The sequence below is a fragment of the Kineococcus rugosus genome, assembly GCF_050871975.1.
GTDB lineage: Bacteria > Actinomycetota > Actinomycetes > Actinomycetales > Kineococcaceae > Kineococcus.
The window spans coordinates 1-13,873 of record NZ_JBJLSJ010000062.1 but is presented as its reverse complement, the minus strand read 5'-3'; the positions used below and the strand labels follow the sequence as shown (position 1 = coordinate 13,873).

The following is a 13,873-nucleotide window of genomic DNA, read 5'->3' as shown; positions in this document are numbered from 1 at the left end:
GGGGGGGGCGGGTGGGTGATTCGCCGCCGAGGTGGGGCGCGGGGCCCGGGCGCCCGCCGCCCCCCCCCCCCCCGCCCCCCGGGGCCCCCCCCCCCCCCCCCGGGTCCGGGCACCGGTCACAGGGTCCAGTCGCGGACCTCGGGCATGTCCTGGAGGTGTTCCACGACGTACTCGTGGTGGCGCCGCAGCTGCGCCTCGCACCAGGCCTTCAGGTCCGCGGCCCCGCTGGGCAGCCGGGCCGCGTTGTTCAGCGCGTCGATGACGAGGTGGTAGCGCGAGACCCGGTTCCGCACGGTCATGTCGAAGGGGGTGGTGGTCGTCCCCTCCTCGATGAACCCGCGGACGTGGAACCGGTCGGCGTCGGGGCGGCCGTGCACGAGCTGGTGGATCGCGCCGGGGAAGCCGTGGAAGGCGAACACGACGTCGACGTGGTCGGTGAACAGCTCGCGGAACGTCAGCTCGTCGGCGCCGTGGGGGTGGTCGCCGGGGCGGTGCAGCCGCATGAGGTCGACGACGTTCACCACCCGGGTCCGCAGCTTCGGCAGCCGCTCGCGCAGGATCCGTGCCGCGGCCACGGTCTCCATCGTCACGACGTCCCCGGCGCAGCCCAGGACGACGTCGGGGTCGGACCCGCCGTCGTCGGTGCCGGCCCAGTCCCACACCCCGGCCCCGCGCCGGACGTGCTCGGCGGCGGCCGCGGGGTCGAGGTACTGCAGCTGCGGCTGCTTGTCGATGACGATGAGGTTGATCTTCGACCGGGTCCGGAAGCAGTGGTCGGCGACCTCGAGCAGGCAGTTCGCGTCCGGCGGCAGGTAGACCCGCGACACCGCGGCGCGCTGGGTGAGCGCGGTCTGGATGAGGCCGGGCCCCTGGTGGCTGAAGCCGTTGTGGTCGTTGCGCCACGCCGTGGAGGTCAGCAGCACGTTCAGGCTGGGGACGGGCGCGCGCCAGGGCAGGTGCTCGGCCTCCTCCAGCCACTTGCCGTGCTGGACCGTCTGGGACGCGCTGACCATCGCGAACGCCTCGTAGGTGGCGAACAGGCCGTGCCGGCCGGTGAGGGTGTACCCCTCCAGCCAGCCGTGGCAGTTGTGCTCGGACAGGACCTCGACGACGCGGCCCTCGCGCGAGAGGGCCTCGTCGCCGGGTTCGGTGGCCTCCACCCAGGTGCGGTCGCTGACCTCGAACACCGCGCCGAGGCGGTTGCTGTTCGTCTCGTCGGGGCAGAACAGCCGGAACGTCTCGGGGTTGCGGCGGTAGACCTCGCGCAGGTACTCCCCGAGCCGGCGGGTGGACTCCGCGCGGGTGGTGCCCGGCTGCTCGACGGCGAGGACGTGGTCGGCGACGGGGGGCAGGTCGAGGTCGCGGGTGAGGGTGCCGCCGTTGGCGTGCGGGGTCGCCGACAGCCGCAGGTCCCCGGCGGGGTCGTTGGCCCGCACCACGTCGGTGGGCCGGCCGGCGGCGTCGAACAGCTCGTCGGGGCGGTAGGACCGCATCCACTCCTCGAGCACCCGCAGGTGCTCGGGGTTCTCCTTCACCCCCGACAGCGGCACCTGGTGCGCGCGCCAGGTGCCCTCCACCTGCACGCCGTCGACGACGCCGGGGCCGGTCCACCCCTTCGGCGAGCGCAGCACGATCACCGGCCAGGCGGGCAGCCCGTCCGGCGGGGTGCCGGTGCGCGCGGCGTCCTGGATGGCGCGGATGCGCCGGTGCGCCTCGGCGAGGGCGGCGGCGAACCGGTGGTGCATGCCCGGCAGGTCCGCGCCGGTCACCTCCAGCACGTGGTAGCCGTGCCCGGCGAGCAGCGAGCGGACCTGGGCGGGGTCCTTGCGGGCCAGCACGGTGGGGCCGGAGATCTTGTGCCCGTTGAGGGCCAGGACGGGCAGCACCGCCCCGTCGCGGGCGGGGTTGAGGAACGAGATGCCCTTCCAGGCCCCCTCCAGGGGCGCGGTCTCGGCCTCCCCGTCCCCGACGACGGCGACGGCGAGCAGGTCGGGGTTGTCCATGACGGCCCCGAAGGCGTGGACGAGGACGTACCCGAGCTCACCGCCCTCGTGGATCGAGCCGGGGGTGGTCACCGAGGCGTGCGAGGGGATCCCGCCCGGGGAGGAGAACTGCCGGAACAGCCGGTGCACCCCGGCGGCGTCCTGGGTCACGGCCGGGAAGCAGTCCGTGTAGGTGCCCTCCAGCCAGGAGGCGGCCACCAGCGCCGGGCCGCCGTGCCCGGGCCCGGCGAGGTACACCGTCCGCTGGCCGGTGTGCCGGATCAGCCGGGAGACGTGCGCGTAGACGAACGACAGGCCGGTGCTGGTGCCCCAGTGGCCCAGGAGGCGGGGTTTGACGTCGGCGGGGGTCAGCGGGCGCTGCAGCAGGGCGTCGTCCTGCAGGTAGATCTGCCCGATGGTGAGGTAGTTCGCGGCGCGCCACCAGGCGTCGACCGTGCGGAGTTCTTCGTCGGTGAGGGTCTCGGGAAGGGTCTCGAGGAGGTCCACGGCCCCCACGCTCGCGCACCGGGCCGCGACGCGCCAGGGCACAAGGCCCCGGGACGGTTCCCGGGCGGGGCCCTCAGACGTGGGCGACGTAGATGGCGGCCTGGGTGCGCGAGCTCAGCCCGAGCTTCGCCAGGAGGTTCGAGACGTAGTTCTTCACGGTCTTCTCGGCCAGGTGCAGTTCCCGGCCGATCTGCCGGTTCGTGCAGCCCTGGCCCAGCAGCCGCAGGACCCGTCGTTCCTGCGGGGTCAGCTCGGCCAGCCGCGGGTCGGCCGCCAGCGGGTCCTCCAGCCGCCGGCGGACGGCCTCGACGGCCTGCGGGTCCAGCAGCGACCCGCCGGCGTGGACCGCGCGCACCGACCCCACGAGGTCGCCGGTGCCGATCTCCTTGAGCAGGTACCCGGCGGCGCCGGCGACCACGGCCGACAGGAAGGCCTCGTCGTCGTCGTAGGAGGTGAGCAGGATGCTGCGGGTGCCGGGCGAGAGGCGCCGGGCCTGCCGGCACACCTCGACGCCGGAACCGTCGGGCAGCCGGCCGTCGAGGACGGCGACGTCGGGGCGGGTCAGCGTGATGCCCTCGACGGCCTCGGCGACGGTGCCGGCCTCGCCGACGACCTCGATCTCGGGGTCGGACTCCAGGACGGCCCGCAACCCGGCGCGGACCACGGCGTGGTCGTCCAGCAGGAACACCCGGACCATCGACTCGTCCCCTCGCCCGCGCGGTCGTCCCGGCGACGGCCGCTCCCCGCGATTGTCAGCCCCGCGGTCCGGTCCCCGCCGCCGGCTCCCCGGGTTCGGGACCAAGGTCCCGGCCCGCGGCCGCGGGGACGACCACGACGGGGCCGCCGGCGCGGTGCAGGACGGCGTGGCTGACCGAGCCCAGCAGGGCGGCGGCGAACGCGCCGCGGCCGCGGGTGCCGGTCACCAGCAGCCGCGCCCCGTCGGCGGCGGCCAGCAGCGCCTCGGCGGCCGACTCGTCGCGGACCAGCCGGTGCGCCACCGGCAGGCCCGGCTGCTGCGCGCGGGCCGCCGCCACGGCCGCCTCGAGCTGCTCGGCGGCGGCGTCCTCGACCACGCGCAGGGTCCGCACCCAGTCCTGGGCGTCGAGCCCGTAGGGGGCGGCGGCGGCGAACGGCGGGTGCCAGACCGCGACGACGGTCAGCCCGACCCCGGCCGCGTCGGCGTACCGGGCCGCCCAGCGCAGGGCGGCGTCGGCCTGCGCGGACCCGTCGTGGCCCACGACCACGCCGCCGCCGGCCCCCTCGGCCCCCGGCGGGGTCCGCACCACGGCGGTCGGGACGTCGGCGTGGGAGGCGAGGAACAGGCTGGTGGACCCCAGCTCCAGGGCGCCGAGGGTGCGCAGGCCGCGGCGGCGGCGGGCGCCGGTGACGACCAGCGCGGCGTCGGCGGCCTGCGCCAGCAGCGCCCGGCGGGGCTGGTCGTGCACCAGGCGCACCTCGACGTGCGGGGCGCCGGCCCCGCGGGCGACCTCCGCGGCCGCCTCCAGCCCGGCGCGGGCCGCGGCGTCGGCCTCCTCGAGCACGGCGGAGGGGTACCCGGCGTCCAGGAGCTCGGCCGAGTGCGCCGCGGCGTGCACCACGCGCACCGCGACGTCGCGGCGCGCGGCCTCCCCGGCGGCCCAGGTGAGGGCCGCGCGCGCCTCCTCCAGCCGGTCCACGCCGACGACGACCGCGCCGCGCCCGGAGTCCGTCACGACTGCCTCCCCACCTCGGGCCGGGGACCGCGGGCGCGGTCCCCTGGTGGCAGCAGGCTGCTCCTCCGGGGCCGCCACCGGGCAGGGACCTCGGTCCCGGGACCGCGCCGGGCGGTGGTGGTCCCGCTCACCGCCACCGGGGCGCGCGGGGGTGGGCGCGCAGCTCGCTGCGCTCGCGGCCGGCGGCGTCGAGCACGACGGCGTGGTCGGCGTGCCGGTCGGCGGCCAGCAGCGTCAGCCCGACGGCGGCGGCCCCGCCGGGACCGGCGAAGGTCCCCCACCGCTCGCGGACGGTGCCGTCGTCGTCGCGCAGCTCCACCAGGCAGGCCCCGCCGCTGGTGTCCTCGTGCAGCCCCTGCCGCACCCGGGGCAGGACATCGGGCCGGATCGGCAGCAGCTCCACGACCCCGGCGTCGTCGCGCAGCACCAGCTGCGAGCGCAACGGGTCCGCGAGGACCTCCACCGTGACCGGCCCCCGTCCGACGAGCCGTCGGCCCACCTCGACCACCTCCCCGCGCGTCCTGGTCCCGTGCCCCGCGAGGGTGCGTCGGGGGCGCGCGGTAGGACAGGGGCGAAGGTCCTGCCCGCCCCGACCCCTCAGGAGACGCGATGCCCACGACGCCCCCGACGACGCCCCCCACGACGCCCCCCACGACGCCCCCGACCCCGCGCACGGGGACCGCCGCCGGGGTCCCCTACGTGGCCCTGCCGCCGGCCACCGCCCGCCCGGACGCGCCGGTCGTCGTGGCCTGGCACCTGCTCGACGCGCCGCGGACCCCGGAGGCGTTCGCGGCGGCGCTGCCGCTGTCCGGGCTGGACGCGTGGCGCGTGCACGTGGGCCTGCCCATGTCGGGGGCCCGGATGCCCGCCGGCGGGATGGAGGAGGTCCTCGCCCTCGCCGCCCGGGACATGACCGGGCTGGTCCACGGCCGGATCGCGCTCGACGCCCTGGCCGAGTTCCCCGCGGCGTGGGCCGCGCTGCGGGAGGAGCTGGGCCTGGGCGCCGGGCCGGTGGCGCTGGTGGGCGGGTCGATGGGGGCGCTGGTGGCGCAGCTCGTCGCGGTCTCCGGGACGGTCGCCCCGTGCGGTCTGGCGCTGCTGAGCCCGCTGCTGGAGCTGCGCGTGACGCTGCCGGCCATCGCCGAGGTCCTGGGCGTGGAGCTGGTCGAGTCCCCGGAGAACGAGGCGGTCCTCGCGCAGTGCGACTTCGTCGCGCGCGCCGCCGAGATCGCCGCGATCCCCCGGCTCGTGGTGGCCGGGGACCAGGACGCGCCGTTCTTCCTGGAGCGGATCGCGGCGCAGCGGGCCGCGCTGCCGGACACCCGGTACGAGGAGATCGCCGGGATGGGGCACGCGCTGGCCGACGAACCGGGTCTGGAGGCGGCGCCGCAGACCGCGCACGCGGCGCGGGCCGACGCGCTGGTCACCGGCTTCCTCGCCCCGCTGCTGCGCTGAGGCCGGGTCGCGCCCGCGCACGCCCGCTCCGAGACTGGGGCCCATGAGCGACATCGGTGCGGGGGACGGTCGGCTGGCGCTGGTGACGGGGGTCACCGGGTACATCGGCGGCCGGCTGGTCCCGGAGCTGCTGGAGGCGGGGTTCCGGGTGCGGGCCCTGGCCCGGCGCCCGGAGGCCCTGCGCGACCGGCCGTGGATCGGGGACGTCGAGGTCGTGCAGGCCGACGCCTCCGACGTGGAGCAGGTGCGCGCGGCGCTGTCCGGCGTCGACGTCGCCTACTACCTGATCCACGCGATGAGCGCCGGGGGCGCGTTCCCGGCCCGGGACCGCCGCACGGCGCGGACGTTCGCGCGGGCCGCGGCCGAGGAGGACGTGCGGCGCATCGTGTACCTGGGGGGTCTGCACCCCGACGGCGAGGACCTCTCGACGCACCTGGAGTCGCGCCGGGAGGTGGGCGAGATCCTGCTGGACGCCCCCGTGCCCGCGACGGTGCTGCAGGCCGCGGTCATCATCGGGTCGGGCTCGGCGAGCTTCGAGATGATGCGGTACCTCACCGAGCGGCTGCCGGTGATGGTGTGCCCGGCCTGGGTCAGCAACCGGATCCAGCCCATCGCCGTGCGCGACGTGCTGCGCTACCTGGTGGGGTCGGCCTCGATGCCGCCGGAGGTGAACCGCACCTTCGACATCGGCGGCCCGGACGTCATGACGTACCTGGACATGATGCGCGGGTACGCCGAGGTCGCCGGACTGCCCAAGCGTCACGTCCTGCCCGTGAAGGTCATGTCCCCCAAGCTGTCCAGCCATTGGGTGGGGACGATCACCCCGGTGCCGGGGTCGATCGCGCGGCCGCTGGTGGAGAGCCTGGTCCACGAGGTCGTCTGCAAGGAGCACGACGTCGCGCGGTACGTCCCGGACCCGCCCGGGGGCCTGACCCCGTTCCGGCGGGCCGTGCAGCTGGCGCTGCAGCGCATCCAGGAGGCGAACGTCGCGACGCGGTGGAGCTCGGCGTCGGTGCCCGGCGCCCCGAGCGACCCGCTGCCCAGCGACCCGGACTGGGCCGGCGGCAACCTGTACGTCGACGACCGCACGACCGTGGTGGACGCCCCCCCGGAGGTGCTGTGGCGGGTGCTGGAGGGCATCGGCGGGGAGCAGGGCTGGTACTCCTGGCCGATGGCGTGGGCGGTGCGGGGGGTCATGGACCGGTTCTCCGGAGGGCCGGGCCTGCGCCGCGGCCGGCGCGACCCGCGGCACCTGATGGTCGGCGACGCCGTGGACTGGTGGCGGGTCGAGGAGCGCCAGCCGGGCCGGCTGCTGCGGTTGCGCGCCGAGATGAAGCTGCCGGGCCTGGCCTGGCTGGACCTGACGGTCGAGCAGGACGCGGTGGGCCGCACGCTGTTCCACCAGCGCGCCCTGTTCCACCCCAAGGGGCTGGCGGGTCAGGCGTACTGGGCGGCGATCAGCCCGTTCCACGGGGTGGTGTTCGGCGGGATGCAGGAGAACGTCAAGTCGGCGGCCGAGGCGGCCGCCCGCGGGGAGGGGCCGGCGAGCCCGGCCGGGCACGCCCCCGGCGCGGTGGACGGGCGCGCGGGGGCGACACTGGTGGGGTGAGCCCCGACCTGCCGTCCGTCCGCCCGCAGAACCTCCTCGGCCGCTCCCCCGCGGGCCCGGACGGGGCGACGCGGTCGTTCTACGACGAGGTCGGCGGGCACGAGACCTTCGTCGCCCTCGTCGCGCGGTTCTACGAGGGGGTCGCGGCCGACGAGGTGCTGCGGCCGATGTACCCCGAGGCCGACCTGGGCCCGGCCGAGCGCCGGATGCTGATGTTCCTGGAGCAGTACTGGGGCGGGCCGACGACGTACTCGGCCGAGCGCGGGCACCCGCGGCTGCGGATGCGGCACGCGCCGTTCAAGGTCAACCCGGACGCGCGGGACCGCTGGCTGGGCCACATGCGGGTGGCCGTGGACTCCCTGGGCCTGCCGCCGGCGCAGGAGGGGCTGCTGTGGGACTACCTGGAGCGGGCCGCGCACAGCATGCTCAACACGTTCGAGGACTGACTCCCCCCTCCGGGTCCGCGCAGCGCTCGGGGGGCAGGTTCTGCCGGGCCCAGCGCGTCAGCTCCTCCAGCGCGGGGGCCAGGGCGGTGCCGGAGGCGGTGAGCTCGTAGACGACCGCCACGGGCGGACCGGGGCGGACGGTGCGCGAGACCAGCCCGGCCCGGCACAGCTCGGCCAGCCGGTCGGACAGCACGGAGTCGCTGATGCCGGCGACGGTGCGCCGCAGGTCGGAGAACCCGGCGGGGCCGTGGGTCAGGGTGGCGAGCAGGATGCCGTTCCACCGCTTGCCGAGGAACCCGAAGGCGCGGGCGAGCGCGCCGTCGCACGCGCGCGGGTCGTGCGCCGCCCGCTCGGGCACCTGCCGGTCCATCATGCCCCCACCTTACTCCTTGACTCTTCAAACTCCGGTGCTACTCTTTTTTTCGAAGCAACACCGTCACGACGAGCACGAGGAGCACCGCAGATGACCACGCTCACCCAGGACCCCCGGCACCTCGACGAGGCCGCCCGCGCCGCCCTGTTCACCGGCGCGCACACGGCCAACACGTTCGCCGACACCCCCGTCACCGACGAGCAGCTCACCCAGATCTGGGAACTGGCCCGCTGGGCCCCCACCGGCGCGAACCTGCAGCCGCTGCGCGTCCTGTTCGTCCGCACCCCCGAGGCCAGGGCCCGGCTCGTCCCGCTGCTGGCCGACACCAACCGCGACCGCGCCGCGAGCGCCCCGGCCATCGCGGTCCTCGCCGTCGACGACCGCTTCCACGACGCCATCCCCACCGTCGCGCCCTTCATGGTCCCCCGCCAGGGGTGGCTGGAGGAGAACCCCGCCGCCCGCGGCGAGATGGGCTCCTACAGCGGCGCCCTGCAGGCCGGGTACTTCATCCTCGCCGTGCGCGCGCTCGGCCTGGCCGCCGGGCCCATGGCCGGCTTCGACAAGGCGGGCGTGGACGCCGAGTTCTTCGCCGGCACCAGCTGGCGCTCCAGCCTCGTCGTGAACATCGGCCACCCCGGCCCCGACGCCTTCCGCCCGCGGCTGCCCCGGCTGCCGCACGAGGACGTCGTGCGCTTCGCCTGAGCCGCCACCCCCGCCCGGCCCGCCCGGCCCGCCCGGCACCTCAGGCGTCGGGCTGCCGGGGGGCGTGCGAGGACAGGAACGAGTACACCTCCAGGTCGTCGACGCCCGGGAACCGGCCCGAGGGCAGCGGGGCGAGGGTCTGGGCGTGCAGGCGGGCGCTGGGCCAGGCCGCGTCCGCCCACCGCTCGACCATGCTGCGCGGCGGGCGGCGGCAGCAGGCCGCCTCCGGGCAGGTGCTGACGGTCCGGACCCGGGTGTCGCGGCCGCGGAACCACTTCGCGTGCGCGTACGGGACGCCGACGGTGATGGAGAAACCCCCGTCGTCGCTCGTGCCGGTCTGGCTGGAGCACCAGAACGTGCCGGCCGGGGTGTCGGTGTACTGGTAGTTCTCGGTGGTGCGGTTGCGGACGTCGAACACCGTGCGGGCCGTCCACTTCCGGCACACCGGCTGCCCCTCGATCGCCCCCGAGGAGTCCTCCGGGAACGGGACGCCGTCGTTCTCGTACCCGCGGTACAGCGCCCCGTCGTCGCCCACGCGCAGGAAGTGCACCGGGATGCCCAGGTGCGAGGTCAGCAGGTTCGTGAGCCGGTGCGCGGCGGCCTCGTGGGTCACGCCGAACGCGTCGCGGAAGTCCTCGACGGCGAGGTCCTTGTCGGCCTTGGCCGCCGACAGGAACTCCACGGCCGCGCTGCGCGGCAGCAGGCAGCACGCCGCGAAGTAGTTGATCTCCAGCCGCTGCCGCAGGAACTGGGTGTAGCTGGCGGGCCGCTCGTGCCCCAGGACGCGGTGCGCGATGGCCTGCAGCGCCATCGACCGCAGCCCGTGCCCGCCGGGGATGGAGGCCGGCGGCAGGTAGATGCGGCCGTTGGCGAGGTCGGTGACCGTGCGCGTGGAGTGCGGCAGGTCGTCGACGTGGATGAGGGTGAACCCCAGGTCGGCGGCCATCCGCGCGACCTGCCGGTGGGTCAGGGCCCCGACGGTGTACCCGGCCGAGCGCACGAGGTCCTCGGCGACCTCCTCGATCTCGGGCAGGTGGTTGTCCGAGGCCCGCATGAGCAGCCGGATCTCGGTGTTGGCCCGGCGGGCCTCCTCGGGCGTCGCGTTCGAGGCGTCGTGCCGCCGGGCCAGCTCGCGGTGCAGCTCGACGAGCGCCTCCAGGGCGTCGGTCGGCAGCTTCCGGCTCGAGCGGACCTCGGTGAGCCCGAGCGAGCGGGCCAGGGTGGAGCGCTGGGCGTGGTCGAGCTCGATCTCCAGCGCGGCGCGCCGGCTCGGCGGCGGCGCGGGGTCGAGCAGGTCCGACGGCGGGACGCCCAGGGCCCGGGCGACGGCGGTGATCAGCGAGAGCCGGGGTTCGCGCTTGCCGTTCTCCACCTGGGACAGCTGGCTCTGCGCCGCGCCGACCTCCTCGCCGAGGCGGGCCAGGGTCCAGCCGCGGGCCTGGCGGTGGTGCCGGATGCGCCGGCCGACGGTGAGGGCGTCCAGCCCGGTCTCCGGCGCGGGCGCGGCGAGCGCCGGATCGGTCAGCGGTTCGAGCGCAGCGACGCGCAGCGGAGCCATGCGCTTCACCGTACGTGAAGATCCTCCGATCTTCACCCCTGTGATCCGTTGTGCGGGCCCCGCGGGAGGACCATGCTCGAAACCATCGCCGCCACGTCCCTCGGGCACCGGGCTCGCCGGGAGGACGTGGCGGCGATCGCCCTCCCGACCCCCGGCCGGGCGCCTCGGGGCCGGGCCCCTCAGGGGCGCACGAGCACCTTGCCGACGGCCTCGCCGGACTCCAGCCGCGCGAACGCGTCCCGCGCGTCGGCCAGCGCGTGCACGGAGTCGACCTCCGGTTCCAGGCCCGCGGTGTCGCAGAACCGCAGCAGCCGCTCGAACTCCTCGCGCGTGCCCATGGTCGAGCCCAGGACCCGCAGCTGCCGGAAGAACACGTTCTGCAGCATCGCGGACGGGTCGGCGCCGGTCGTCGCCCCGGCCACGACGACGCAGCCGCCGGGCTTCAGCGACTGCACCGAGTGCTTCCAGGTGGCCTCCCCGACGGTCTCGAACACGGCGTCGACGCGCGCGGGCAGCCGCTCCCCGCTGCCGAACGTCGCCGCTGCCCCCCACGCGCGGGCCCGGGCCAGCCGCTCGGGCGAGCGGCCGGCCACCCACACCCGCAGCCCCGCCGCCGACCCCAGGACCACGAGGGCGTTCGACACCCCGCCGGCGGCGCCCTGGACCAGGACGGTCTGGCCGGGCACGGCCCGGGCCTGGGTGAACAGCATCCGGTAGGCCGTCAGCCACGCCGTCCCCAGCGACGCCGCCCGCTGCGCGCTCCAGCCCGCGGGCCGGGGCAGCACGTTGCGGCGCGGCACCCACACGTGCTCGGCGAGGGTCCCCGGGTACCGCTCGGACAGCAGCGAGCGGGACGGGTCGAGCGTCTCGTCGCCGCGGAAGTCGTCGTCGGACACGACGGCGTGCACGACGACCTCGCGGCCGTCGTCGGTCGTGCCCGCGGCGTCGCAGCCCAGCACCATGGGCAGCCGGTCGGCGGGCAGCCCGACCCCGCGCAGGCTCCACAGGTCGTGCCGGTTCAGCGCGGCGGCCTCGACGGTGACCCGCACCCAGCCCGCCGGCGGTTCGGCGGCGGGGGCGTCGGCGACCTCCAGCGCGGACAGCGGGTCGTCGGCGGACGTGGTGACGGCGCGGGCGGCGAGCACGCGCCGACCGTACTGCGCCGGCGCTCGCGCGGCCCGGCGGTAGCGTGCCCGGGTGAGCGACTCCCCCCTGCTGACCGTGCTCGACGTGCGACCCGCGCAGGACGCCGTGGACGTGTTCGGGGGCCCGAACCTGCCGCACTGGCGGCCCCGGCTGTTCGGCGGCCAGGTCCTCGGCCAGGTCGCGGTCGCCGCCGGGCGCACCGTGCCCGGCGACCGCGACCTGCACTCCCTGCACGCCTACTTCCTGCGCCCGGGGGACCCCGACGTCCCGGTGGCCTTCACCGTGGAGCGGCTGCGCGACGGGCGCTCCTTCTCGGCCCGGCGCGTGCAGGCCACCCAGGCCGGGGTCCCGATCCTGTCCGGGATCGCCTCCTTCCAGACCGCCGCCGAGGGCCTGGAGCACCACGAGCCGGCCCCCGAGGTCCCCGACCCGGAGGACCTGCCCAGCGACTACGACCTGCTCGACGCCCTCGACCACCCGATGGCCGCCCGCATCGGCCGCGGCCGCCACGTCGACGTGCGCCACGTCGAGCCCGCGCTGTACACCGGCGCCGACCCGCAGCGGCGGGCGCGGCAGTCGGTGTGGTTCCGCCTCGACGCCCCGCTGCCCGGGCCGGACCTGCTGCACCGCGGCGCCCTGGCCTACGCCAGCGACCTGAGCGTCCTGGAGCCGGTGCTGCGCCGGCACGGGCTGGCGTGGGCGACCCCGGGGATGAGCGTGGCGAGCCTGGACCACGCGATGTGGTGGCACCGCCCGGCGCGCGCCGACGAGTGGGTCCTGTACGTCACCGAGAGCCCCAGCGCCTCGGGGGCGCGGGGGCTGTCGACGGGGCGCATGTACGACCGGCAGCGCCGGCTGGTGGCGACCGTGGCGCAGGAGGGCATGCTCCGGCTGCCCTGACCCTGGCACCGGCCCGTCCGCCGAACGGGTGTCCACCCCTCACCGGCGGGGCCGGGGCTGTCGATCCAGCACCGTGACCCGTTCCCGCCCCGACACGCTGCTCCGCCTGCACCTGGCCGTGGGCGGCGTCCTGTCCGTCGTCTGCGTCCTGCTGCCGGTCGGGCTGGGCCGCGACGTGCTCTACTCGGCGATCGGCTTCGGCTGCGTGGCGCTCATGGCCGTCGGCATCCGCCGGCACCGCCCGCGCGCGGCGGCCGGCTGGTGGCTGACGACGGCGGGCATCGCCGTGTGGGCGTGCGCGGACGTCCTGTGGACGGTCTACACCTGGGTGCTGGACATCTCGCCCTTCCCCTCCCCCGCCGACGCGCTGTACCTGACCAGCTACGGGCTCATCGCGGCCGGGTTCTGGTGCTTCGTGCGCGCCCGGCGGGGGCAGGGCGACCGCGAGGGCGTCATCGACTCGCTGATCTTCACGGTCGGCTTCGCCCTCGTGGCGTGGGTGCTGCTCATGCGCCCGGGGCTGGAGTCGGCGGGCACGTCCGCGGCGGCCCGCGTCCTCGCGACGGCCTACCCGGTGGGCGACGTGCTGCTGCTGGCCATGCTGGTCCGGCTGCTGACGACCCGGGGGGCGCGCACGGCGGCGTTCCGCTGGCTGATGGTCGCCAACGCGCTGCTGCTGGTCGCCGACTGCTTCTACCAGTACTCCATCATGACGACCGGGTACACCCCCGGGCTCACCACGGCGCTGTGGCTGCTGGGCTACGTCGCGTTCGGGGCGGCCGCGCTGCACCCCTCGATGCGCCAGTTCACCGACACCGACGGCACCGGTGAGGGCGACACCCGCTTCACCCGGCGCCGCCTGGCGGCGCTGACGCTGGCCAGCCTGGTCGCCCCCGGCACCCTCATGCTGCAGCTGGCCCTCGGGCTGCGGCTGGAGGCCTGGGCCGTCGCGCTGTCCTCGGTGGTGCTGTTCCTGCTCGTGGTGATGCGCATGTCCGGGCTGCTGCGCCACCTGGAGCAGCAGGCGGGCCGGCTGGCGGACATGGCCCGCACCGACGCGCTGACGGGGCTGCCGAACCGGCGCACGAGCGACGCGGAGCTGGAGCGGATGCAGACCCGCGCCCGCGCCGAGGGGACGCCGCTGTGCGTGGCGGTGCTGGACCTGGACCGCTTCAAGTCGTTCAACGACACCTTCGGCCACCAGGCCGGGGACCGGCTGCTCGTGCAGTCGGCCGCGTCGTGGCGGGGCGGCCTGGACGCCGTGCACGCCGGGACCGGGGCGGGCCGGGCGGCGATGCTGGGCCGCTGGGGCGGTGAGGAGTTCGTGCTGCTGCTGCTGGGCCACGACCTGGCCTCGGGGGGGGGGGGGGGGGGGGGGGTGGGGGGGGGGGGGGGGGGGGGGGGGGCGGTGGGGGGGGGGCGGGGGGGGGGGGGGGTGGCGAGGGCGCGGCCGGCGGCCTGGGGGGGCGGGTCGCGGAGACGG

General features: G+C 76.4%; 13 protein-coding genes. 6 read left to right on the top strand and 7 right to left on the bottom strand.

Annotated elements, in window-relative coordinates:
• Positions 1-116: 116 nt before the first annotated feature.
• The 4 genes from ACRYM6_RS22400 to ACRYM6_RS22385 form a co-directional block, all read right to left on the bottom strand.
• Positions 117-2,489, bottom strand: coding sequence for a phosphoketolase family protein (locus tag ACRYM6_RS22400; RefSeq protein WP_432545100.1), 2,373 nt, complete (start codon positions 2,487-2,489; stop codon positions 117-119).
• A 73-nt stretch (positions 2,490-2,562) separates the two neighbouring features.
• Positions 2,563-3,186, bottom strand: a complete 624-nt coding sequence (locus ACRYM6_RS22395; protein ID WP_432545099.1) for a response regulator — start codon at positions 3,184-3,186, stop codon at positions 2,563-2,565.
• 55 nt (positions 3,187-3,241) lie between these two features.
• Positions 3,242-4,201, bottom strand: coding sequence for a universal stress protein (locus ACRYM6_RS22390; protein ID WP_432545098.1), 960 nt, complete (start codon positions 4,199-4,201; stop codon positions 3,242-3,244).
• A gap of 127 nt (positions 4,202-4,328) precedes the next feature.
• A complete protein-coding gene (locus ACRYM6_RS22385) occupies positions 4,329-4,700 on the bottom strand; it encodes a hypothetical protein (RefSeq protein WP_432545097.1) in 372 nt (123 codons plus the stop codon).
• A 110-nt stretch (positions 4,701-4,810) separates the two neighbouring features.
• On the opposite strand from ACRYM6_RS22385, the gene ACRYM6_RS22380 reads away from it, so the two are divergent.
• From ACRYM6_RS22380 to ACRYM6_RS22370, 3 genes are read left to right on the top strand one after another with little or no spacing between them, the layout of a single operon-like run.
• Entirely contained in the window at positions 4,811-5,656 is an 846-nt protein-coding gene (locus ACRYM6_RS22380) for an alpha/beta fold hydrolase (RefSeq protein ID WP_432545096.1), read from the top strand.
• Positions 5,657-5,699: 43 nt separating this feature from the next.
• Positions 5,700-7,265 (top strand): SDR family oxidoreductase, encoded by a 1,566-nt coding sequence (locus tag ACRYM6_RS22375; RefSeq protein WP_432545095.1) that lies wholly within the window; start codon positions 5,700-5,702, stop codon positions 7,263-7,265.
• Positions 7,262-7,711 carry a globin gene (locus ACRYM6_RS22370; protein ID WP_432545094.1) on the top strand — a complete coding sequence of 150 codons (450 nt, stop codon included), beginning with the start codon at positions 7,262-7,264 and terminating at the stop codon, positions 7,709-7,711. The genes ACRYM6_RS22375 and ACRYM6_RS22370 overlap by 4 nt, the downstream gene beginning before the upstream one ends.
• Here the strand turns inward: ACRYM6_RS22370 and ACRYM6_RS22365 are convergent.
• Positions 7,692-8,084, bottom strand: a complete 393-nt coding sequence (locus ACRYM6_RS22365) for a winged helix-turn-helix transcriptional regulator (RefSeq protein WP_432545093.1) — start codon at positions 8,082-8,084, stop codon at positions 7,692-7,694. The genes ACRYM6_RS22370 and ACRYM6_RS22365 overlap by 20 nt on opposite strands.
• Before the next feature lie 90 nt (positions 8,085-8,174).
• On the opposite strand from ACRYM6_RS22365, the gene ACRYM6_RS22360 reads away from it, so the two are divergent.
• Positions 8,175-8,786: a malonic semialdehyde reductase gene (locus ACRYM6_RS22360; protein WP_432545092.1), complete on the top strand. Its 612-nt coding sequence runs from the start codon at positions 8,175-8,177 to the stop codon at positions 8,784-8,786.
• Between the two features lie 40 nt (positions 8,787-8,826).
• Here the strand turns inward: ACRYM6_RS22360 and ACRYM6_RS22355 are convergent, their stop codons facing one another.
• Positions 8,827-10,344 (bottom strand): helix-turn-helix domain-containing protein, encoded by a 1,518-nt coding sequence (locus ACRYM6_RS22355; RefSeq protein WP_432545091.1) that lies wholly within the window; start codon positions 10,342-10,344, stop codon positions 8,827-8,829.
• A gap of 179 nt (positions 10,345-10,523) precedes the next feature.
• The gene (locus tag ACRYM6_RS22350; RefSeq protein ID WP_432545090.1) at positions 10,524-11,489 is read right to left on the bottom strand and encodes a zinc-binding dehydrogenase; all 966 of its coding nucleotides are present in this window, start codon (positions 11,487-11,489) and stop codon (positions 10,524-10,526) included.
• A gap of 52 nt (positions 11,490-11,541) precedes the next feature.
• Between ACRYM6_RS22350 and ACRYM6_RS22345 the strand changes: the two genes are divergently transcribed.
• The gene (locus ACRYM6_RS22345; RefSeq protein ID WP_432545089.1) at positions 11,542-12,390 is read left to right on the top strand and encodes an acyl-CoA thioesterase; all 849 of its coding nucleotides are present in this window, start codon (positions 11,542-11,544) and stop codon (positions 12,388-12,390) included.
• 73 nt (positions 12,391-12,463) lie between these two features.
• Positions 12,464-13,873, top strand: a 1,410-nt coding sequence (locus ACRYM6_RS22340; RefSeq protein ID WP_432545088.1) for a GGDEF domain-containing protein, incomplete at its 3' end; no start/stop codon positions are given.